Annotated in this window: 18 protein-coding genes; 7 read left to right on the top strand and 11 right to left on the bottom strand. The window is 71.1% G+C overall.

Translation table 11 applies throughout. The features are described from left to right. The first annotated feature begins 93 nt into the window (after positions 1-93). Both OG787_RS34545 and OG787_RS34540 read left to right on the top strand, forming a co-directional pair. The gene (locus tag OG787_RS34545; protein WP_405537830.1) at positions 94-1,380 is read left to right on the top strand and encodes an FxsB family cyclophane-forming radical SAM/SPASM peptide maturase; all 1,287 of its coding nucleotides are present in this window, start codon (positions 94-96) and stop codon (positions 1,378-1,380) included. Then, positions 1,377-2,762: an HEXXH motif domain-containing protein gene (locus OG787_RS34540; RefSeq protein ID WP_405537829.1), complete on the top strand. Its 1,386-nt coding sequence runs from the start codon at positions 1,377-1,379 to the stop codon at positions 2,760-2,762. Before OG787_RS34545 ends, OG787_RS34540 begins: the two co-directional genes overlap by 4 nt. Before the next feature lie 36 nt (positions 2,763-2,798). Here the strand turns inward: OG787_RS34540 and OG787_RS34535 are convergent, their stop codons facing one another. After that, positions 2,799-3,692 carry a hypothetical protein gene (locus tag OG787_RS34535; protein ID WP_405537828.1) on the bottom strand — a complete coding sequence of 298 codons (894 nt, stop codon included), beginning with the start codon at positions 3,690-3,692 and terminating at the stop codon, positions 2,799-2,801. Between the two features lie 218 nt (positions 3,693-3,910). On the opposite strand from OG787_RS34535, the gene OG787_RS34530 reads away from it, so the two are divergent. Both OG787_RS34530 and OG787_RS34525 read left to right on the top strand, forming a co-directional pair. Further along, a complete protein-coding gene (locus tag OG787_RS34530) occupies positions 3,911-4,993 on the top strand; it encodes a glycoside hydrolase family 5 protein (RefSeq protein ID WP_369034816.1) in 1,083 nt (360 codons plus the stop codon). Between the two features lie 43 nt (positions 4,994-5,036). Then, positions 5,037-5,918 carry an LLM class flavin-dependent oxidoreductase gene (locus tag OG787_RS34525; protein WP_405537827.1) on the top strand — a complete coding sequence of 294 codons (882 nt, stop codon included), beginning with the start codon at positions 5,037-5,039 and terminating at the stop codon, positions 5,916-5,918. Positions 5,919-5,934: 16 nt separating this feature from the next. Here the strand turns inward: OG787_RS34525 and OG787_RS34520 are convergent, their stop codons facing one another. The 3 genes from OG787_RS34520 to OG787_RS34510 all read right to left on the bottom strand — a co-directional run bounded on the left by OG787_RS34520 (position 5,935) and on the right by OG787_RS34510 (position 8,872). After that, the gene (locus OG787_RS34520; protein ID WP_405537826.1) at positions 5,935-6,927 is read right to left on the bottom strand and encodes an expansin EXLX1 family cellulose-binding protein; all 993 of its coding nucleotides are present in this window, start codon (positions 6,925-6,927) and stop codon (positions 5,935-5,937) included. 167 nt (positions 6,928-7,094) lie between these two features. Further along, on the bottom strand, positions 7,095-8,555 hold the full coding sequence (locus tag OG787_RS34515; RefSeq protein WP_369034813.1) for a M14 family zinc carboxypeptidase: 1,461 nt from the start codon (positions 8,553-8,555) through the stop codon (positions 7,095-7,097). Further along, a complete protein-coding gene (locus OG787_RS34510; RefSeq protein WP_369034812.1) occupies positions 8,555-8,872 on the bottom strand; it encodes a hypothetical protein in 318 nt (105 codons plus the stop codon). Before OG787_RS34510 ends, OG787_RS34515 begins: the two co-directional genes overlap by 1 nt. Positions 8,873-9,263: 391 nt before the next feature. On the opposite strand from OG787_RS34510, the gene OG787_RS34505 reads away from it, so the two are divergent. Next, complete coding sequence (locus tag OG787_RS34505) at positions 9,264-10,598, top strand: S8 family serine peptidase (protein WP_369034811.1); 1,335 nt, start codon at positions 9,264-9,266, stop codon at positions 10,596-10,598. Beyond that, positions 10,595-10,843: a hypothetical protein gene (locus OG787_RS34500; RefSeq protein WP_369034810.1), complete on the top strand. Its 249-nt coding sequence runs from the start codon at positions 10,595-10,597 to the stop codon at positions 10,841-10,843. The genes OG787_RS34505 and OG787_RS34500 overlap by 4 nt, the downstream gene beginning before the upstream one ends. Positions 10,844-10,933: 90 nt before the next feature. On the opposite strand, the gene OG787_RS34495 is transcribed toward OG787_RS34500, so the two are convergent. The 7 genes from OG787_RS34495 to OG787_RS34465 form a co-directional block, all read right to left on the bottom strand. Continuing rightward, positions 10,934-11,356: a DUF1036 domain-containing protein gene (locus OG787_RS34495; protein ID WP_369034809.1), complete on the bottom strand. Its 423-nt coding sequence runs from the start codon at positions 11,354-11,356 to the stop codon at positions 10,934-10,936. 2 nt (positions 11,357-11,358) lie between these two features. Further along, a complete protein-coding gene (locus OG787_RS34490) occupies positions 11,359-11,760 on the bottom strand; it encodes a hypothetical protein (RefSeq protein ID WP_369034808.1) in 402 nt (133 codons plus the stop codon). A gap of 29 nt (positions 11,761-11,789) precedes the next feature. Continuing rightward, a complete protein-coding gene (locus tag OG787_RS34485; protein ID WP_369034807.1) occupies positions 11,790-12,071 on the bottom strand; it encodes a carboxypeptidase-like regulatory domain-containing protein in 282 nt (93 codons plus the stop codon). Beyond that, complete coding sequence (locus tag OG787_RS34480) at positions 12,068-13,003, bottom strand: serine protease (protein WP_369034806.1); 936 nt, start codon at positions 13,001-13,003, stop codon at positions 12,068-12,070. Before OG787_RS34480 ends, OG787_RS34485 begins: the two co-directional genes overlap by 4 nt. A 213-nt stretch (positions 13,004-13,216) precedes the next feature. Continuing rightward, the gene (locus tag OG787_RS34475; RefSeq protein ID WP_369034834.1) at positions 13,217-14,023 is read right to left on the bottom strand and encodes a thioesterase family protein; all 807 of its coding nucleotides are present in this window, start codon (positions 14,021-14,023) and stop codon (positions 13,217-13,219) included. 157 nt (positions 14,024-14,180) lie between these two features. Next, the gene (locus OG787_RS34470) at positions 14,181-17,267 is read right to left on the bottom strand and encodes an FG-GAP-like repeat-containing protein (protein WP_405537824.1); all 3,087 of its coding nucleotides are present in this window, start codon (positions 17,265-17,267) and stop codon (positions 14,181-14,183) included. Positions 17,268-17,482: 215 nt separating this feature from the next. Beyond that, positions 17,483-18,544, bottom strand: a complete 1,062-nt coding sequence (locus OG787_RS34465; RefSeq protein WP_405537823.1) for a LacI family DNA-binding transcriptional regulator — start codon at positions 18,542-18,544, stop codon at positions 17,483-17,485. 207 nt (positions 18,545-18,751) lie between these two features. On the opposite strand from OG787_RS34465, the gene OG787_RS34460 reads away from it, so the two are divergent. Beyond that, entirely contained in the window at positions 18,752-19,720 is a 969-nt protein-coding gene (locus OG787_RS34460; RefSeq protein ID WP_405537822.1) for a dihydrodipicolinate synthase family protein, read from the top strand. Positions 19,721-19,724: the final 4 nt, after the last annotated feature.

Below are 19,724 nucleotides of genomic sequence, written 5' to 3'. Positions count from 1 at the left end.
GGCTCATTCATGATGTTGACGCTGAAGTTTCCCCGCGCGAATACTGACCGAAATACTGGTCGAACGCCGAACAGAGTGCGCCGGGGGAAGCGGATGAGCCGACCGCCACCGCACCGCGCCGAACCGCCCTGGCCGAGGGCTGCCGACGTGGCGGCGCGCCGGGCGGCGGGCTGGGTGCCGTCTCCGCTGCACTCCTTCGTCCTCAAGGTGCACAGCCGCTGCGACCTGGCCTGCGACTACTGCTACATGTACCGCTCGCACGACCAGAGTTGGCGCTCCCAGCCACGCACGATGACCCCGGCGACCCTGACCCGCACGGCCGAACGCATCGCGGAGCACCTGTCCACGCACGGGACGACCGAGGCGGGCGTGATCCTGCACGGCGGCGAACCGCTCCTGATGGGCGACGAGGCACTGACCCGGACGGTACGCACCCTGCGCACGACGGCAGGCGACGGAGTACGCCTGCACCTGACCCTTCAGACCAACGGCCTCCGCCTGACCGAGCAACGCCTGGACCTGCTGGGCGAGTTGGGCGTACGGATCGGCGTGAGCACGGACGGCACCCGCGCGGCCCACGACCGCCACCGCCGGAGCGCCGACGGCCGGGGCAGCCACGCCCGGGTGGAGGCAGCCCTGCGCCGCCTGTCGAGCGAGCGCCACCGCCCCCTGTTCGGCGCCCTGTTGTGCACGATCGACCTGCGCAACGACCCGATACGCACGTACGAGGCCTTGCTGGCGCACAACCCCCCGGCGGTCGACTTCCTTCTCCCGCTGGGCAATTGGCGAACCCCGCCGCCCGGCCTGGACCCGACCGGCCGACGCACTCCGTACGCGGACTGGCTGTGGGCGGTCTTCGAACGCTGGTACGGCGCAGCGACCAAGGAGACATCGGTCCGGCTCCTGGACAACCTCCTCGCCCTGCTCCTCGGCGCGACCCCGCAGACGGAGGCACTGGGCCTGTCCCCGGTCCGCTACGCCGTGGTGGACACGGACGGCTCCCTCACCCAGGACGACACCCTGCGCACCGCGTACGACGGCGCCGCCCACACCGGCCTCGACATCCACCACCACTCCTTCGACACCCTGCTCCTCCACCCCGGCATAGCGGCCCGCCAATGGGGCGCGGCCGCCCTGCCCACCACCTGCCGAACCTGCCCCCTCCACCGGGTCTGCGGCGGCGGCCACTACGCCACCCGCTACGCCCCAGCCACAGGCTTCGCCAACCCGAGCGTGTACTGCGCGGACCTGACGGAACTGATCGGACGGGTCCGAGACCGCCTGGGCGCGGATTTGGGCGCGGGGAACTGCGCGACAAGCCACGACGAGCCCGCACCCGCCAACGCACAGAACCCCCCGAGCTCAATGGCGCCCCGATGACCCCACCCCCGCACCGGATCCCGACCGCCCTGCTCGACGCGATCGCCACAGGCGCCGGCGGCGCACAAGCCCTGCGCCTACTGACCCGCACCGAACACAGCAGACGCCTCGCCTGCGCATACGCCGTGACCGTGACGGCACGGGACACCGGCGGCAAGGTCGCCGAGGCAGCCGAACACGCCTGGACCCTGTTCACCGACGCCACCCGCACCACCCCCGACGCGGCGACGGCAGCCCTGACCCACCCCTCGGCGGGCCCCGCCCTGTTCGGCCTGCTGGCCCACCTTCGCAACCCGGACGGTCGACTCCCCCCACCCGTCCACTGGTTCACCGCCCTCGCCGTGTCGGCGGCAGCCCGTGCGGGCCTACCGACCCGAGCCGAACTCCCCCTCACCGGCCCCTGGCTGGCCCTGCCGTCCCTGGGCCGGGCCCACTTCCCCGACGCACGCCCCGGCGACCGCGCCGAGGTACATATCGACGGGGCAGGCCACTGCCGCGTCACGACGCCGACCGCGACCGTGACGGTGCCCGGACTCCCGTACACCGAAGGCTCATTGCACAGCCCACCCCACCGCCCCTCCCCCGGCACCGCCGCCCGTTGGCACCGCCCCCACCTCCTCACCACCCTCGACGGCGGCGCCCCGCTCCTCCTCGACACCCTCGACCCACCCTGCTTCCCCCACTCGGCACCCCACCCGGAGGGTCTCGGCGCCGCCGAGGCACGCCGCTGGGCCGCGCAGGCCCAGGACGCGTGCCGGCTCCTCCGGGCGGACCATCCCGGGGTGTACGCCGAACTGGCCGCCGGACCACACCTGTTGGTGCCGCTGACCCGCCCCGGCCACGGCAACAGAAGCGGCAGCAGTGCCGAGACCTTCGGCTGCATGGCCCTGTCCCCGCCGACCTCGGCGACGGGCCTCGCGGTGACGCTCGCGCACGAGTTGCAGCACAACAAACTGGCGGCACTGCTCCACCTCTTCGACCTGTTCGAACCGGGCGGCCCCGAGCGGTTCTACGCCCCCTGGCGCCCCGACCCGCGCCCCCTGCCCGGCCTGTTCCACGGTGCGTACGCGCATCTGGGCGTCGCCCTCTTCTGGGAGCGCCGCCGGGAGACGGAACCCGACCCGGCGCTGCGCGCCACCGCGCACGCCCAGTTCGCCCGCTGGCGCCTGGCCGCCCACGAGGCGACCACCGTCACCCTGTCCTCCGGCCGCCTCACACCCCTCGGCCACCGCTTCGCCGCGCACATGCTGACCACCCTGGACACCCTGTGCGCCCTGCCGGTGCCCGCCCCGGCCCTGCACCACGCCGAATCAGCGGCCCACGCCCACCGCACGGCCTGGCGGAACCGGAACGGAGACGCGGCCCGAAGGCTGTCGGCGTGAGGCCGGTGTCCCGTACGACAACTGCCGCGCGCCCTGTCACCCGTCGCTCACCACCACGTCCAGCACAAGCGTGCTCACCACCTCCCCCCGAACCCGCACCTCTCCTCTGAACCTGATCCCGTGTTCCCGGAACTCCCCGATGCCGCCGAGCACCGCCCACTCCCCCGCCCCCGCCATCCGGTCGGCCCGCACGGACATCGCCCGTGGCGCCCAGCGCTGTGCGTACCCCCCGGTCATGCCGTCGACGACATGGTCCACGAGCGCCGTCAGCCCCGCCGCGGCCACGGTCAGCGGAAGCACCGGCCGGCCGTCGAAATGACCCGCGCACAGCTCAGGGGTGACCAACATGCCGGCGGACACACGGCAGTTGTCGTACGAGACACCGGCCAGGGCGGGCGACGGAGGCCCGGGTGTACGGGACCCCGCAACCGGGGCCGGGGCCGGAACCGGCTGGGTCGGGACCATCCGCTCGAAGAGCACGGCGGGCAGTACGTCGTACTCGACCCGCGCGGACACATAGGTGTCGTCGCTGAACTCGCCGGTCAGCCGGGCATCGGCAAAGGCGTGGCGGTAGCCGTGGAAGCCCGCGCCGGCCTCGGCGACCAGGGTCATCGCGTACTCCGGCCAAGCGGAGGGGGGTGCGTACTCCGCGTACAGGGAACGCACGAGGTAGTACGGCGCCTCCTCCTCCCCCGATGTCCCCGATGCCCCCGATGCCCCCGACACCCGCGCCGTCTCCGCCGCGCACAGCCCCAGTACGGCGAGCCGACGCCCGGCGTCAGCGGCGGAGATCGGCAACTCCTGCTGCCCGGTGCGGTGTCGGCAGGGAACGAGAGCCTCGGCGTACCCGGGAGCCAGAACGCGCAGATCGTCGAGCGCGTAGTACGGCGACGAGACACACACCCGAGCGGAGTCGAACAGGTCCTGCACTTCGCCCGCACCTCTCTTTCCGTGTTCCGGAAGGAGATTGATCCACATCCCCTGAGCCGACCGGAAAACCGGTGAGCCGAACGGGTGGTACCGGCACACGCGTTACACGCCGGAAACCTTGACGATCTCTGTGCCGGGTGCCACGATTCCGGCGCCGCGATGTTTACGTAAACATCGCCCCCCTCGGTCCCCCGACCGGCATGCGAAAGGGCTAGTTGATGCGCAACATCCTCGGCGGCATCCGCCCCTCCTCCCCCCGACTGCGCGCCGCACTCGTAGCACTCGCCATCGCCGCGACCAGCGGCACGGCAGTCGCCGCGAACCCGACCTCAGCCTCCGCCTCCGCCCCCTCCTCCGACGGCCTGGCCAGAGACACGACCCAGTTCAAGGGCGTCAACTGGGCGGACCCGCGCGACAACTTCGCCGACGACCTGCTCCAGCTGTCGGGTCTGTCGACCTCCGACACCTACGCCCGGACGTACGCCAAGTCGAGCCGGATCATCTCGGCGTTCCGCGCGAACCTGGGTGCCAACACGGTGCGGCTGCCGATCAACCCGTACACGGTCAACGGCGCCTACTGGAAGTCGTACCGAGGAGTCATAGACGCGGCGTCGGACAAGGGTTTCAAGGTGATCGTGTCCTACTGGGAGGGCACCGGCGCCCAGAAGGACGGCTTCATCGACGACACGGCCACCTACTGGCCCATGTGGGACAGGGTCGTCAAGGCGTACAAGAACGACAGGCACGTCTACTTCGAGCCGATGAACGAGCCGCACGGCTACACCGACACCGAGTGGGCGGACATCGCGGCGAAGTGGCTCGCGACCTACAAGTCCGTTGCGCGGAGCCAGGTGTTCGTCAGCGGCGCCGGCTACAACGACCACGTCACGTCCGTCTGCGCCGACCCGCGCCTGAAGGGCACCTACCTCTCGCTGCACCACTACGGCTTCTGGAAGGAGTACGCGACCTACGACCAGTGGGTGGCCGACCTCAAGGAACGCATCGGCGACTGCGCGAACCGGACGGTCGCGGACGAGTTCGGGGCCTTCATGACCACGGGCTTCGACTACAACAAGAAGACCCCCGACAACAACTTCATCAACTTCATGCAGGCCGTCACCGACACCTTCCGCGAGCTGAGGATGGGCTCCGTCTACTGGCCCGGCCTGCGCACGGACGACATGTACTCGATCCAGACCCTGACGGGTACCACCGACCGCCCCTGGCTGGCCACCACCAACCAGTCCGGCGCCGACCGTCTCGCCTGGGGCTGGGGCCGGGGCAAGCCCGTCCAGGGCTGAATACCTCGTTGATCAGCACCGGTCGGGACCATAGGTTCGGGAAATGACGAACCCGACGAACCTCCGGATCGGTGTGATGTACGACCGCGACTGGGCCCCGGAAGGGCTGCCCGGGTTCGCGCGGCAGGCCGAGGCCCTCGGTGTGGACGACCTGTGGGTGGTCGAGGACCTCGGCTGGAACGGCGGTGTGTCGGCGGCGGCCGTGGCGCTCGGCGCGACGGAGCGGCTGCGGGTGGGCATCGGTATCGCCCCCGCTCCGCTGCGCAGCCCGGCACTCCTCGCCATGGAACTGGCCACGCTGGCCCGGGTGTTCCCGGGCCGGCTCGTCGCCGGGATCGGTCACGGGGTACGGGAGTGGATGACCTCGGTCGGCGTCGCACCCCGTTCGCCGCTGGCCCTGCTGGAGGAGACGATCACCTCCGTACGCGCCCTGCTGCACGGGGAGCGCGTGGAACTGACGGGCCGTGAAGTACGCCTGGACGGCGTCCAGTTGGTGCACCCGCCCGCCGAACCGCCCCCGGTGGTCGCCGGGGTGGTCCGACCCCGCTCGCTGGAGCTGTCCGGCCGGGTCGCGGACGGCACCCTGATCGCCGAGGGCCACGGACCGAGCGACCTGGAGAACACCCGGGCACTGACCGCGAAGGGCGGCGCGGGCCCCGAACACACCCTGACGGTACTGGCGTTCTGTCACGTCGGCGACGACCCCGACGACGTGGCACGCACCCTGCACCCGCACACCGAGGGCCACGGCGACTGGCTGGGCCGCCCGCAGGACCAGGTGTTCACCGTCTCCGGCAGCGCCTCGGAGGCCGTCGAGGACATCGGCGCCCTCTCGACGGCCGGCGCGGACACGGTCGTACTCCGGATCGTCGGCGCGGAACCGCTGAGCCAACTGGATTCCGTACTGCGGGCGTTGGGCCGCTGAGTCGATCCTCGACGGCTCAGTGGGCGGCGAACTGGACCCGGGTCGGCTGCACGACGTCGGGCCGTACCGCGATCCCGTCGAGCGTCAGCTGCTCCCCGTAGATGTCACTGATCCTGATCGCGCCGCCGCATCCGCTGCCCTGCTCGGAGAGGAAGTAGTTGTACTCGGTGCGCGCCAGCCGGACCCAACTGCCGCCGCTGGTACGGACTTCGAGGCGCGCCAGCGGATTGCGGTGGCCGATGACCTGGACACCGCACCAGTACTGGCTGGACCCCGTCTTGTAGCGGACGGAGAGGGTGTCGGCGTTCGCGGGGCTCAGCAGGCTCCAGGTGATCGGGATCCGGCCGGCCACGGGGTCGGCGATCTTGGCGAACGCCTGGGCGCTGAGGTCGACCTGGCCGGGTGCGCAGTCCCCCGGGCACTCGTTGGTGATCCGGACCGTGACGGACGCGCCGCTCGCCGCACGGACGAGGATGTACGCCCCGCACGCCATGGACGTCTCGTAGTCGGTGGTGTTCATCGCGGCGGTCATGACGTCGGCACTCGGCCCGTACGAACAGGCGTGGCCGTCGCCGTTCCCGGCACCGTAGAAGGTGGCGACGCCCGTGTGGTCGACGCCGGGCTTGATCCGCCCCGCCAGGGGCGCCGCACCGGAGGCCGGCTTGGGAGCGGCGGCGGCACGGGTGGCGGCGGCCGACGGCTTCGGGGCCGCGGCGGCGGTCCGCGTGGCCGCCGGGGTGGCCTTCGTCTTGGGCTTCGGGGACGCGGACCGGGTGGCGGAGGGCGTCGGGGACGGCGTCGGCTCCGGCGACGCGGTCGGCGGCACGATCACCCGGGCACCGGCGGCGGACGAGGCCGCCCCGTACCCGTCGTCGGCCTCACCGCCCGGCCGCAGAGCCATGACCAGGGATATGACGAGCGCGACAGCCGCCACGGAGGCACAGACGAGAACGCCCCGCCGCCGATGGAGGGGAGGGCGCGGAGAACGACGCGAAGAACGGGACGCCACGGCAGAGGTCCTTACCTGGTCCGAAGATCATGTGCTCGATGCGAGGCTCCAGTCGAGGCAGCTTCCGGCCCATAGTCTCCACCGCGCCCGAAAAGGTTGCCGGGGTTTCGGAAATCACTCGAGCGCGCCGTCCTCCTCGGCGCGCTCGAACGACTGGAAGGACCTGCTCAGTTCCGCAGCGGCCCCCGGCTCACCAGTTGCTTCAGCACGTCGGCCGACGGCACCCCTCTCGCCTGCTCCAGAGCCGTGCCGACAGCTTCCAGATCGGCGCGCACCCGGGCGTCCTCGGCTCCGGCCCGCTCGGCGAGTTCGGTCAGCAGGGCGCGTCCCAGGTCGACGTCCTCGTCAGCGACGACGGACTTCTCGTCCTCGAACAGCTTGCCCGCGTGTTCGATCAGCGTGGCGGCCCGGCCTGCCAGCCCCTCGTCGGTGAACAGCAGGGAGGCGACGGGCAGTTCCACCCGTTCGACGAGGGTGATCCACTCACGGCCGGCCTCGGTGCTCGCGAGCACGTCGTCACGGACCCGGCGCAGCGCGTCCACCTCGGTCCGGCGGGTGAGCAGCTTCAGGCCGATCAGGTCGAAGGCGCAGATGCTCTGCTGGGCGAGGGCCAGCAGGCCCGCTTTGGCGTCGAGCTTGATGAGGGTGGGGTCCGGCGGGTGGAAGGAGTCCTCCACGCTGCCGACCCGCGGGCCCGTCTCGATGGTGAAGCCGTAGGTCTTGCCCAGCTCGGGATCCGCGATGTGGCGGCTGTAGACGTAGTCGCCCTGGGTGCCGGTGGTGGCGTACAGCGCCCGGCCCGTCTGCGGCGTGTACGCGCTCCCGCGTACCGCGGCGATCGCGTCGACGAGCCGTTGCGCGACCGTGGTGAAGCGGAGCAGGTCCTGGGGGCTGATGTACTCCTCGTAGCCCGGAATGCCGATGGGCGCGCAGGTTCCGGTGGGCAGGCCCGTGAACCGCTGTGCCGGATCGGTGGTCTGGTTGTGGGCGTGGCCCCACGGATACAGGACGAGTTCCGAGAACGAGTGCACGTCCGCGAACGTGTGGATGGTCTCCGTGTCCAGCAGGTGCTTGACGTTACGGGTCTCCGGCTCGGAGAACCTGTCGGCCCCGACGTAGATGTCCGTGCAGGGGCTGCACGAGGTCTGGCCCTCCGTCACTCCCCAGAGGATGTCCGCGTTGCGGTTGAGGTCGACCCCGTCGCACGGCGTCCCCGGGTTGTCCCGGAGGTTCTTGCGCCACATGTTGTCGACGGTCAGCACCTTGGTGCGGCCGTCGGGGTTGGCGCAGGGAACGAAGTGGAGGTCGAGGCTCTCCAGGACGAGCTTGACGTCCTCGGCCTTCCAGGTACGGCCGCCGTACACGATGTCGGTACCCGTCAGATAACTCACGACGAGGTCGACGGCGAACTCCACCAGGGCGTCCGGGTTCATCAGTTCGCGCGCGTGGGTGCCGCCCACGAACAGGACACCACGCCGGTTTCCGCCCTCGCCGGCCCGCAGCCGCAGGGCGAACACCGGGCGGCCCTGGACGGAGCGCTCGGGCAGTCGGGTCCTCGTGCACAGTTGCGGGAACCACGTGGCGAGCAGCGAGGTCACCGAGTCGAGTTGGGAGACCGTTCGATACATCACACACCTCCGGACCGCTCGATGCCCTGGACGCGCTCCTCCAGCCAGGCCCTCACCGAGTCGTCGTCTTCCACGAGTTCGGCGGCGAGAGGCCGCACGGGCACCTCGGCGTGCAGACGGACCTCGTAGCCGCTCTCCAGCAGACGACTGCACTCGTCCGCGGTGACGACCACCCGGACGTCGCCCTCCGGATCGGGTATCCGGTCCAGATCGAGGTCGGCGACGCCGAGGAGATCACGGTTCGTCGGACTGGGGTGGATCGTGGCGTCGAAACGCACGGTGGGGTTCTGCTGCGGGCGTTCGGACGGTTCGTTCATGTCCGTCTCCTCGGTGCGTGTCCGTCTGTCACCAGGACTGCTGAGATCCCATAGAAATCAATCAAATCCGACAAAACACCACCCCTTTCGATACTGGGACGGGGTCGGTCCGCTGTCAAATGCGGTGCCACAACGGGCAGTCGACGCCTCCGGAACGGCTGGATCGGCGCCGTGTTGCGGGCCCCTGCACCCGGTGCGACGGTGGACAGGAGGGCGCTGCCGGGACAACGGCCCGGCGGACAGAGCCCCGTGGGCGACGGGCCGCCCGTCGACGAGCGGCCGGACCGCGCCCCCCACCACCCCTGCCCCACGATCCGTGGAGCCTGGCGCTGCCGTGTGCATCGGCGCGCGTCCACCGACCCGGGGAAGCACACAGAGAGCGGGAAATCCCATGGCGAACGGACCTTTGGACAGGCATGCCTTCGGCGAGCAGCCGGACCGTAACAACGGCACCCCATCAGGCCGGGGCTCGGAGTACACCGGCCGGTATGTGGTCCTGCTCGACCCGAGCAACCAGGAGAGCGGGCTCAACGCACTGCGTTCCGCCGCCGACATCGCGCCCGTGGAGCGCGTCCGGGGAACCGAGACCGCCAACGTCGCCGCGCTCCTCGAGAACCCCGGCGTCTCGGTGCAGTTCGAGGAACTCGGCGCCGCCGTCGTCGAGGTGCGGGCCGATCAGCGCCTCTCGCTGGTGACCACCGCCGAGGCCGATCCCTCGATCCTGGCGGCCGAGCCCGAGCGCATGGTCTATGCCTCGGTGATCACCGCCCCGCACAGGGCACCGACCGAGTTCTACCCGGCCTACCGCAGCGACGAGGAAGTGGTCACAAGGCAGACCAACGCCGAGATGGCCGCCGCGCAGGGGCCGGCCTCCGACGAGGAGAAGTCGACCTGGGGCCTCCAGGCCATCCGGGCCAGCCTGTCCACTCTGACGGGACGCGACGTGAAGATCGCCGTCCTCGACACCGGTGTGGACACCGACCACCCGGACCTGGTCGGGCGCATCGAGGAGACGGCCTCCTTCGTGCCCGGCGAGAGCGTCGAGGACGGCCACGGCCACGGCACGCACTGCATCGGCACCGCCGCCGGCCCCGCCAAACCCCAGCAGGGACCCCGCTACGGGGTGGCGACGGAGGCCCGGATCCTTGCCGGGAAGGTGCTCAGCAACGCGGGCAGCGGCTCCGACGGCCAGATCCTGGCGGGCATGGCCTGGGCCGTCGCCCGCGGCGCACGGGTGATCTCCATGTCGCTCGGCGCTCCGGTCCGGCCCGGTGAACTCTTCCCCCAGACGTACGAGAAGCTGGCCCAGCGCGCGCTCGAGCGCGGGACACTGATCGTCGCCGCCGCGGGCAACGAAAGCCGGCGGCCCCAGCGTACGGAACCCGTCGGCCGACCCGCCAACTGCCCGTCCATCCTCGCGGTGGCCTCGGTGGACAAGGCACTCACGACGTCGTTCTTCTCCTGCGGCGCCATCAACGGCGCGGGCGGCGAGATCAACATCGCCGCACCGGGCAGGGATGTGCACTCGGCCGCCCCTGGTGGCGGGTACCAGTCGATGTCGGGTACCAGCATGGCCACACCGCATGTCGCGGGTGTCGTCGCCCTGCTCGCCGAGGCCAATCCCGGTGCCACCGCGGCCGACCTCAGGGCCGCCCTCCTCTCCGGCGCGTTCCCGCTGGCGCAGCCCGTCGAGGACGTCGGCGCGGGTCTGCTCCAGGCCCCGTGAACGGGTCCACGCGGTCCGAACCGGTCGGGGTCATCCTCGCGGTCGACCCCGACCGGTTCTCGGACGTCGTCGAGGCCGCGCGAGGGGCCGGGTTGACCGTCACGGGCGAGCAGCCGGTCCTCGGCACACTGTCCGGGACCATCGCCGAGGACCGGATCTCGGCCCTGAAGGCGGTCGACGGCGTCGAATCCGTGGACCGCGACCGCGCCATCGGCCTCCCCCCGCCCGACTCCCCCATCCAGTGAGTCCGAGACATCCAGTGCGTCCGTGACCGATCGGCCACACGAACACCCCCGGTTCAGGGCGTGTCCGTGTGGCCGATCGGTCAGTGTCGGTCAGTGTCGTCCCGCGAGCCCCGCCGGGCCGGAGGCGGACACCTCGAGCCCGCCGGAGACGGCGGCCGGGAGTGCCGTGACGGCTCTGGTCGGCGGGTTGAGGTTGACGACGCCGGACCGGACCTTGACCGTGCCGACCAACCTGCTCTGGGTGTCGCCGATCAGCAGGCAGGACCGGAACGCCTGCTGACGGACGTAGATCTGCGGGCCGTTCACGTCGGTCCAGAGTGTGCCGTCGGCGGCTTCTCCGTAGATGTACGACCAGGTGTTGTCCGTGTCGAGGACGTACGCCTCTCCACCGGGCGGGATGTTCCACCAGCCGCGCGTTCCCCAACGGCCGTATTCGGCGCAGGTGTCGGGGCTGAAGAAGAGGATGGCGGTGGAGACGGTGAGGTGGTATCGGTTGCGGATGCGAAGTTCCATGGTCAACGTTCTCCTTCCTGGAACCTGATGCGGAGCGGTGTCCGGTCGACGGACCCGTCCCCCGGAGGGAGTTGGTGGTCCGACATCCCGTCGGTCCCTTGGGTCTCATCGGCGGCGGCCGTCGCCGGGGCGCCGCCGAAGGCGGACGTCGGGTCCGTCTGCCGTTCCCCGTCGGACTCCCGCGACGCCTGGAACCGCTGCCGCAACGGCCGCGGATCGAGGTGCTCGTCGCCCGGGGGAAGGACCTCGTCCGTCGTGGGCGCGGAGCCGGTGCCCGTCGGGGACCCGGCGCCCTGAGCCGCGTGGAACGCCGCCCACAGGTCGGTGTCGGTCCGCTGTGGCGATGCCTCGATGGCGAAGTCGCCGGTGGGGTCGGGCTGCTTGCGCAAGGCGTTGTCGCTCATCTCTTCCTCCTCGTGTCCACACCACGGCCTCAGACGCGGAGCAGTGCCTGGGCCGGTCGATCGCCGCGTGCGGTCACGCTCGCCTCCGAGACGCCGCCGTCCGGTGTCCGGCACTGGACGGTGTAGACGCCGTCGGCACGGACGGCGAGCGTGAAACTCCCGTCGGCGGCGGACAGCACGGCGATGTCGGGGTACGGCTCCGGTCCGCCGGTGAGGTACACGCTGGCGTCCGGAACGGGGTTGCCGGTCACGTCCCGCACCACTCCGGTGATCAGTCGTACCGGCTCGTCACCGCGCCGCCCGTCGGTCATGCGGTCCAGTTCGACAGGTTGTCGTAGACAGGCCTGGTGATCCTGGTACCGGAGTTGGCGGTCGCCCCGCCGTAGGCGTGCACCGCGATGCCGTAGCGACCGCCGTCGACGATGCGGTACACCGCGCTGCCGCTCTGTCCGCCGGCCGTGTCGATGTCGTAGTACACCTTCAACGGGTTCACCGAGCTGATGCCACGGCCGTCGTACCACTGCGTCCCAGGGGGTTTGTCCCCCGGGTACCCGGAGATGTTGGCGACGGACTTGAGCAGATCCGCGTCGGGCCAGGCCCCGAAGCCGAACCATCCGGTGGTGGAGCCCAGTTCCGTGGGGATGATGATGGCGCCGTAGTCGTAGTTCTCGTCCCCGGACCGGGTCCAGCCCGTCACCGAGCGGAAGTTGGTGCTGGTGACGGAGCCGTACGGCAGTGTCGTCCCGTTGCGGCCTGGCATGACCTGGATGCTCTTGACCCACCCGTCGCGTTCGGCCACACCGCTGTTCTTGATGTACACCACGTGACCGGCCGTCGCGAGCGTGTGCGGACCGATGAACCACGCGGTGCCGATCCACCGGGAGTTGTCCGCGGCGGTGATGAGCAGCGACGCGTGCGCCCGCCACGGATAGATCGCCGTGTTCGTGATCTGGACCCGGTCGTCCGGTGGGTGAACGGTCTCGACCACCGGGTGCGCGGGGCCGAACGACGCCTCACCGATGTCGGGCAGGACGACGGTCGGCGCCGTCCACACCTCGGCGGAGAGCGCGTCGTACTCCGGGCGCCGGTAACCCTCCACGTCCTCCAGACCGTCGACCGAACCCGGCGGGGCGGGCGTTCCCGCCACGCCCTCCGACGGGCTGCGGAAGACCGGCTGCTCCGCGGCGAGAGCCGACAGTTCTTCGGGCTGGTTCGACACAGCCGTGTGCTGATCACCTGTCATGTCCGTGGTTCCTCCCTTGGGGATGCCGACGCGCCACGGTCCGCCGGCGGCTGCCGGTGGACGGCCGGAAGGATCGGGAAAGGTACGGCAGGGCCCTGCCCGGTGGTGCCGTACCGCGGCACCACCTCAGCCCACACCCGCACAAACTCCCCTAATAGCCACGATAGGCCCATTCAGGTGATCCGGCATCGGCGTCCACGAGCGGGTCGGCGCTCAGGCCCCGGGGATCGGCCGCACGGTAAGGATCTGCTCCGCCTGGCCGACCGGGCCATGGATGTCGTGCAGGACGCTGCTGGTGAGGCCCTGGCCGGTCGGGCCGAAGGTGACGGTGGTGTCCAGGCCGGTCCAGGGGCCTTCGGGCATGCGGTGGAGGTGGATGGTCAGGTCGACGTTGGGGAACATCCAGGCGGTGGGCGGCTGCCGTACGGCGATCCCGTTGGCGGTGTCGACGAGGGAGACGTAGGACGCGAGCGGGCTGCTGGGCTCGCCGTCGACCAGGGCGAGGCGGGTGGAGACCCAGGCCGCCGTCCGGCCCGGCCGGGGCGGTGCGAGCGTACGGAAGTCCAGCGAGGCGATGTATCCGCCGGGCCACAGCTCCGTCATCGGCCACGGGGTGAGCGCCTCGGGCGGGGTGAGCCGGTCGTCGGGGCCGCCGGCGACGGCGGAGGTGTCGAGGACGGCGAGGAGCCACGCGCGGGCCCGGACCACCGGGCGGCCCGCTATGAGCACCACGGCTTCGATCAGCTCGATGGTGCGGCCGGGCCGGACGGTCTCCACCCGGATCTCGCACTCGTCGAGGGCGAGCCGGCCCAGGATGTCGTAGCTGATCCGGGCCATGACGAGACCGGTGTCCGGACGCGCGGCCAGATGACGGTCGATGGCGTGGACGACCAGGCCGCCGAGCGGGCTGAAGTGCTGCTCGTCCGGGGCCCAGGCCCCGCCCGCGTGGACCGTCGGCTTGTAGCGGTGCTCGTCGATGCGCTCGTAGTAGCTGCCGGGGACCGGGGTGCCGGTGTTCAACGTGCGTTTCTCCTCGGACTGTTCGCGAGCCTGGTCGTCGGTGCGCTCGCGGGGGTCTGCCATCTCTTCATCATCACCCCGGCACAACGCACGACAATGACCGGGCCCGGCCGCGGGGAGAGTCGCGGCCGGGCCCGGTGGAGGGAGACGGAGAGGCTCAGTACAGGCCGGTGTAGCCGCTCCAGCCGGTGGCGATCCGCGCCTTCGTGCCGAAGGTGGCGGCCCCCGTCCCGTTCCAGCGCCACAGGGCGCCCTTGCCGTCCCGGCCGAGGAGATCGGGACGGCCGTCGCCGGTCAGATCGCCGGGTACGGCCAGGGCGTTGACGCTGATGCCGCCGGCGATCCGGACCCGGGCACCGAAGGCGCCCTTGCCGTTGCCGAGCCAGCGCCACAGCACGCCCGCACGGTCCAGACCGACCAGGTCACCGATGGCGTCGCCGTTCAGGTCACCGGCGCCGACGAGCCGCGTGTAGCCGCCCTGGCCCGCGACCAGTTCGACCCGCGCGGCCAGACCGCCCTTGCCGTCGGCGGCGTACCGCCACAGCACACCCGCCTTGTCACGGGCGACCAGATCGGCGCGACCGTCCCCGGTGATGTCCCCCGGGGAGGTCAGCACGTCGTACCCGCCGAACCCGGTGCCGATCACACGGCGCGGCGGGGTCTTCGGCGTGAACGCCCTGCCGCAGGTGCCGTCGTACCGGCTCAGCCGCCCTCCCGAGTCCCGGACGAGAAGGTCGTTGCACGAGTCGCCGCTCAGATCACCGAACGGCACGAAGGCCGACGAGGTGGGCCAGCCGCCGGCCAGGGCCTTGTGCGCGCTGTCGACGGTGCCGCGCCCGGTGCCGGGCTGGATCGCCAGCCGGCCCGCGCTGTCGAAGGTGACCAGGTCGCCGATGCCGTCCCGGCCGAAGTCATGGCGCTCCAACGACCGTACCGACAGCGACTTGTCGTAGATCGTCGTCCACGTATCCGTGGCCGTATCCGTGTCCGCCGACGTCTCACTCGGGGTACTGGCCGTCAGGGTCACCCTGTACGTGCCGGTGCGGACCAGCGCCCCGTTCTCGGCGCGCCCGTCCCAGGTCGCGGTCAGCTTCCCGCGCACCGGACCGCCGGTGACGGTCCGTACGACAGCCCCGGCGGAGGTGGCGACCGTCAGCTTCCAGCCCACGGCCGGCCTGTTCAGATGCCAGACGCCCTGGAAGTGGGTGCCCTCGCGCAGATCGACCGAGGTGGGGACGGTCGCGTCGGTCGCCGTGAGCGGGGAGGCGGCCAACTGCGGCCACTTCACCGTCACGTCACCCGACGCCGTCGAGTAGGCGACCGGACCGCCGAACCGGTCCACGTCCCAGTACCGGCCGCGCAGATCGGCGGGCGCGTACGCCGGGGACGGCAGCGGCCCGAGTTCCTCCGTACCGACCCGGTCGGCCGGAACCGCGCCCCGCAGATAGGTGATCAGCAGCTTGTCGGCCTCGTCGTCCTGGGAGACCAGATAGCCGTCGCCCAGCCGCGCGTAGCCCTGCGGTACGTCCTGCACCGCGTATCTCTCCTGGTCGTAGACGCCCGCGCGGCCGTCCGGCCCGCAGGACCAGTAGACCCACCGGCCCACCACCTGAAGATCGGTCGGAAGGCAGGCGGCGAGCGGAATGCTCTCCAGTTTCCGCATCGACGGCAGCGAGAACCTGTTGAACCAGGTCGCGCCGTTCGCGTCGGTCCCGGTCGTCCACAGGGTGTTCCCCCACAGGGCGACGGCCGGCCAGGAGCCGGTGGCCAGCACCTTGCTCCCGTCCCGCACCTCCTGCGTACCCCCGGTCGTACGGACCACCGTGTACGAACCGGACGCGGCCAGGAACGCCGACACCCTGTACTGCGGGCGGGCGACGTCGCCCTCCCCCGTGCCGACGAGCCGCAGGCACTCCTCGTAGCAGTCGACGTGGTAGGTGTACGCGGGGTCGGGCACGTCGTACCCGAGGTCGCCCAGATTCTGCGGCGGTGCGGCGGTCAGTGTGCCGTCGGCCGCAAGGGAGAGCGCGGAGGCGGTGAGGTCGGTGCCGGAGTCCGGGTCGGGCGCGTTCGCCTGCTCGGTGCCGAGCAGCACCCGCCCCTGGTCGACCGCGACGCCACCGGCCTCGTACACCGAGACCGGGGGCAGCGGCGACACCGGCGTGAAGACCGGGACCCCGTCGGTGCCCAGGGTGAGCTGCTGGACCGCCCAGTGCTGGGCGTCCGTACCACCCTCGATGAAGAAACTGCCGTCGTCGCCGTCGACGAAGTCGCCGGCCGAGGCGGTCAGCAGCGTCCGTGCCGCGCCGCCGGTCACCGGCACGGCACGGATCGGCCCCTTGGTGGTCTCCGGATACAGCACCCAGTCGCCGATCACGCGAGCCTCGAGGAGAGCGGCTCGCGGAAGGTCGACGAGCTGCCCGGGGTCCTGCGGACGATCGCGGTCGACGACGTACAGGTGCGCGGTCTGGACGTCCTTGTCGAGCGCGTAGAAGAGCACCTTGTCGCCGGCCAGGTGCGGGTATTCCAGGTACAGGAACTCGTCGCTCGGCACATACGTCAACGTGGCGGTGTCGAAGTCGAGCAGCGCGGTGCGCCCGCCGTCGCCGCTGTCGGGCTTGTACCAGAACGCGGCCCCGCGCGCGTCCAACCCCTGAGAGAGGACGTACCCGCGGAAGTCGTCCGCGACGCCGGTCACCGGCCGCTCGACCGGCTGCCCGCCGCCCGCCGGTACCTCCAGCAGGACGAGCGTCCACTTCCCGTCGACCGGACGGGCGACCAGCAGACGGTTCTCGGCGAAGACAGACGTGGCCCGGTAACCGGCCGGCACGAAGAACCGCGTCGCCGCGCCGGTGGCGTAGTTCCGGATCAGATACACGTTCGTCGTCCCCTCGGCCCTCTCCAGCCCGAGGCCGCCGTTGTAGGCGTACGCATACGCGTGGCGCGGATATTCCCTGGTCGAGCCGTCGCGCCCGACCCACGTCGCCGGGGTTGCGGACACATGCGCGTCCCGTACGGACAGATAGCCGGTGTCGTCCGCCGCGGCCAGCCCCGCCTGCCGGGGCGCCACCCGGTGCGCACCGGTCAGCGTGACGGTCGGCATGTCCCCACCGTCGGCCGCGACGGCCACCGGAGACGCGAACTGCAACAGCCCGGCCACCACGGCCAGGACCACCGCCCCCGAGACGACCCCACCCCTCGTCCGTCTCCCCCTCGACACCGTACGCAGAGTCGTGCGTCTCACGCGTCCCACCCCCATCGGTCCTCCCGGTCAATGCACCGGCACCGCGCCGCGACGACCGTCAGGAACGGCCCCACCAACCCATGCCGCCCCGTCAGACGCACGCCGAGGGGAAGACGTTGTACGGGAGGCACCCACGGACTCGAACTCACTCCCGGCGGATCGCGCTTCCGACCCGCAGAGGCTCCTCGCAGGCCGGCCGGCCGAAGAGCCGGTCCTCATCCGGGCAGACGCGGAGCCGTGGTCGAGTTGCGTACCACCAGCCGGGAACCGACGCGGATGAGCCGGCCGACGTCCTCCGAGCCGGGGTCGCCATTGGCGGAGCCGTTGCCGGAGCTGCTGTCGGGGCGGCTGTCGATGCGGCGCAGGATCTGCTCCGCGGCCAGTTCGCCGAGGTCGCGGGCGCCGTTGTCGACGACGGTGATCGGCGGGTGCCAGTACGGGAACCAGGGCGCCTCCTCGTGGCACACGAGCGAGAGCTGCTCCGGCACCCGGACTCCGAGCTGCACCAGGGAGCCGAGCGCCCCGAACGTCGCTTCGTGGTTGGCGCTGTACAACGCGGTGGGCGGGTCGTCCGCGCCCATCACCCGCAAGGCCGCCTCCGCGCCGAACGGCACCGTGTACGGGCCACGCGCGCACAGGACGGGATCGGGTTCGAGTCCGGCGGCGCCCAGGGCGGCGGCGAACCCCGCGTAACGGTCGCGTCCCGAGTCGACGCTCGCCGGGCCGCCGATAAAGGCGATGCGCCGGTGTCCGAGGTCGAGCAGGTGCTGGACGGCCAGTTCGGCGCCTTCCCGGTCGCCGGCCATCACGGAGTCACCGGGAGCGCCGTCGGGTGTACGCATCAGGTTGACGACCGGGATTCCGGCCTCGCTCACCTGCCGGACGGTCGCGGTGTTGTCGCCGGTGCCCACGATGATCAGGCCGTCGACGCGGTGGTCCAACAGCATGTCCAGGTAACGGCGTTCGCGCACCGGGTCGGAGTCGGTGACGCACAGCAGCACCTGGTAGCCGCACTCGTCCAGCCGCTGCTGGAGCACCCCTGTGATGGTGTGGAAGGAGGCGTTGACCAGGTTGGTGATCACCAGCCCTATGAGGTTGCTGCGTCGCGTGCGCAGTCCGCTGGCGATCCGGTTCGGGCGGTAGCCGAGGCGTTCCGCCGCGGACTGCACCGCGCGCTTCGTCTGCGCACTGACCCGGCTCGACCCGCTCAGCACCCGCGAGGCCGTGCTCTTGGAGACCCCCGCCGCCTCGGCAACCTGGTCCAAGGTGACTGCCATCGACCCACCCCCGATCATGAAATCGATCCCATACGAACCGACTCGCCCGCCGAGTCGTGATCGCCATGATGGCAGATCCCGTGAAGTCGATGGCGTAAACAATGCGTTTCACGAGCAGTTTCCGGCCAGAACGACATTGACCTCCACCCCGATCCGCTGCAACCGTGCTGTGCAATCGATCCCACAGTCGATCCCACGGAGTACGCAGTGACCCCTTCGACCACCTCGCCCCCTCCGGGTGCCGTCCCCTGGCGCGGCTACTGGCCCGCCGCCCCCACCCCCTTCTCCGCCGACGGCTCGCTCGACGAGAGCGCCTGGCGCGAACTGCTGCGGCTGTACGCCGAGAACGGCGTCCACGGGGTCCTGGTGAACGGCACGACCGGCGAGTGGTTCACCCAGACCCCCGAGGAGCGCCGCCGGGTCGCCGAGATCGCGGTCACCGAACTCTCCGGACAGCTGCCGGTGGTGATCGGCTGCGGCGCGTACACCGCGGCCGAGTCCGCCCGGTACGGCGCACACGCCCGCTCGATCGGCGCGGACGGCATCCTCACCACCCCGCCGCCCTACGTCCACCCGAGCCAGGACGAGATCCACGCCTTCTACGCCACCCTCGCCGGGGCGGTCGACCTGCCGCTCATGGTCTACAACTGGCCGCGCGGCACCGCCGTCGACATCACCGTGGACACCCTGTCCAGGCTGGCCGAACTGGACACCGTGGTGGCCGTCAAGGACAGCTCCGGCGACGAGCTGAAGGTCGCGGACACCTGCGCGGCCCTGGCCGGGAAGGTCCAGGTCTTCGGCCGCTTCATCCACCGCCGGGGCATGGCCGTCATGGCCGAGTTCGGCGGCGCGGGAAACATCGACGGCGGCGGCCTCGGCGCCCCCTTCGCCGTCCCCTTCTACGAGGCCTACTGGGCCGGTGACCTCGACCGGGCCCGGGAATGGTCCGCACGCTACGAACGGCTTGTGAACCTGCTCGTCAACGACGACTACAGCTCACGGTTCGCCTCACCCACCTCGCAGCTCAAAGCCGCCATGCGGCTGCTCGGGCAGCCCGGAGGGCACGTACGCCCCCCGCTGCTCCCCCTGGAGGACCCGTCCGTGCTGACCGCCCTGTCGGCGGCGCTCGACGAGGCCGGGCTGCACCCCTGTTCCACCAGCACCGGAAAAAGGTGAACCG

The organism is Streptomyces sp. NBC_00075, assembly GCF_045041225.1.
GTDB lineage: Bacteria > Actinomycetota > Actinomycetes > Streptomycetales > Streptomycetaceae > Streptomyces > Streptomyces adonidis.
This window is presented reverse-complemented; position numbering and strand designations above follow the sequence as displayed.

Bases quoted from the DNA above. Each gene is read 5' to 3' on its own strand.
- OG787_RS34545 (WP_405537830.1), top strand. From the start codon at position 94: ATGAGCCGACCGCCACCGCACCGCGCCGAACCGCCCTGGCCGAGGGCT.
- OG787_RS34540 (WP_405537829.1), top strand. From the start codon at position 1,377: ATGACCCCACCCCCGCACCGGATCCCGACCGCCCTGCTCGACGCGATC.
- OG787_RS34530 (WP_369034816.1), top strand. From the start codon at position 3,911: ATGCGCAACATCCTCGGCGGCATCCGCCCCTCCTCCCCCCGACTGCGC.
- OG787_RS34525 (WP_405537827.1), top strand. From the start codon at position 5,037: ATGACGAACCCGACGAACCTCCGGATCGGTGTGATGTACGACCGCGAC.
- OG787_RS34515 (WP_369034813.1), bottom strand. From the start codon at position 8,555: ATGTATCGAACGGTCTCCCAACTCGACTCGGTGACCTCGCTGCTCGCC.
- OG787_RS34510 (WP_369034812.1), bottom strand. From the start codon at position 8,872: ATGAACGAACCGTCCGAACGCCCGCAGCAGAACCCCACCGTGCGTTTC.
- OG787_RS34505 (WP_369034811.1), top strand. From the start codon at position 9,264: ATGGCGAACGGACCTTTGGACAGGCATGCCTTCGGCGAGCAGCCGGAC.
- OG787_RS34495 (WP_369034809.1), bottom strand. From the start codon at position 11,356: ATGGAACTTCGCATCCGCAACCGATACCACCTCACCGTCTCCACCGCC.
- OG787_RS34490 (WP_369034808.1), bottom strand. From the start codon at position 11,760: ATGAGCGACAACGCCTTGCGCAAGCAGCCCGACCCCACCGGCGACTTC.
- OG787_RS34485 (WP_369034807.1), bottom strand. From the start codon at position 12,071: ATGACCGACGGGCGGCGCGGTGACGAGCCGGTACGACTGATCACCGGA.
- OG787_RS34480 (WP_369034806.1), bottom strand. From the start codon at position 13,003: ATGACAGGTGATCAGCACACGGCTGTGTCGAACCAGCCCGAAGAACTG.
- OG787_RS34465 (WP_405537823.1), bottom strand. From the start codon at position 18,544: ATGGCAGTCACCTTGGACCAGGTTGCCGAGGCGGCGGGGGTCTCCAAG.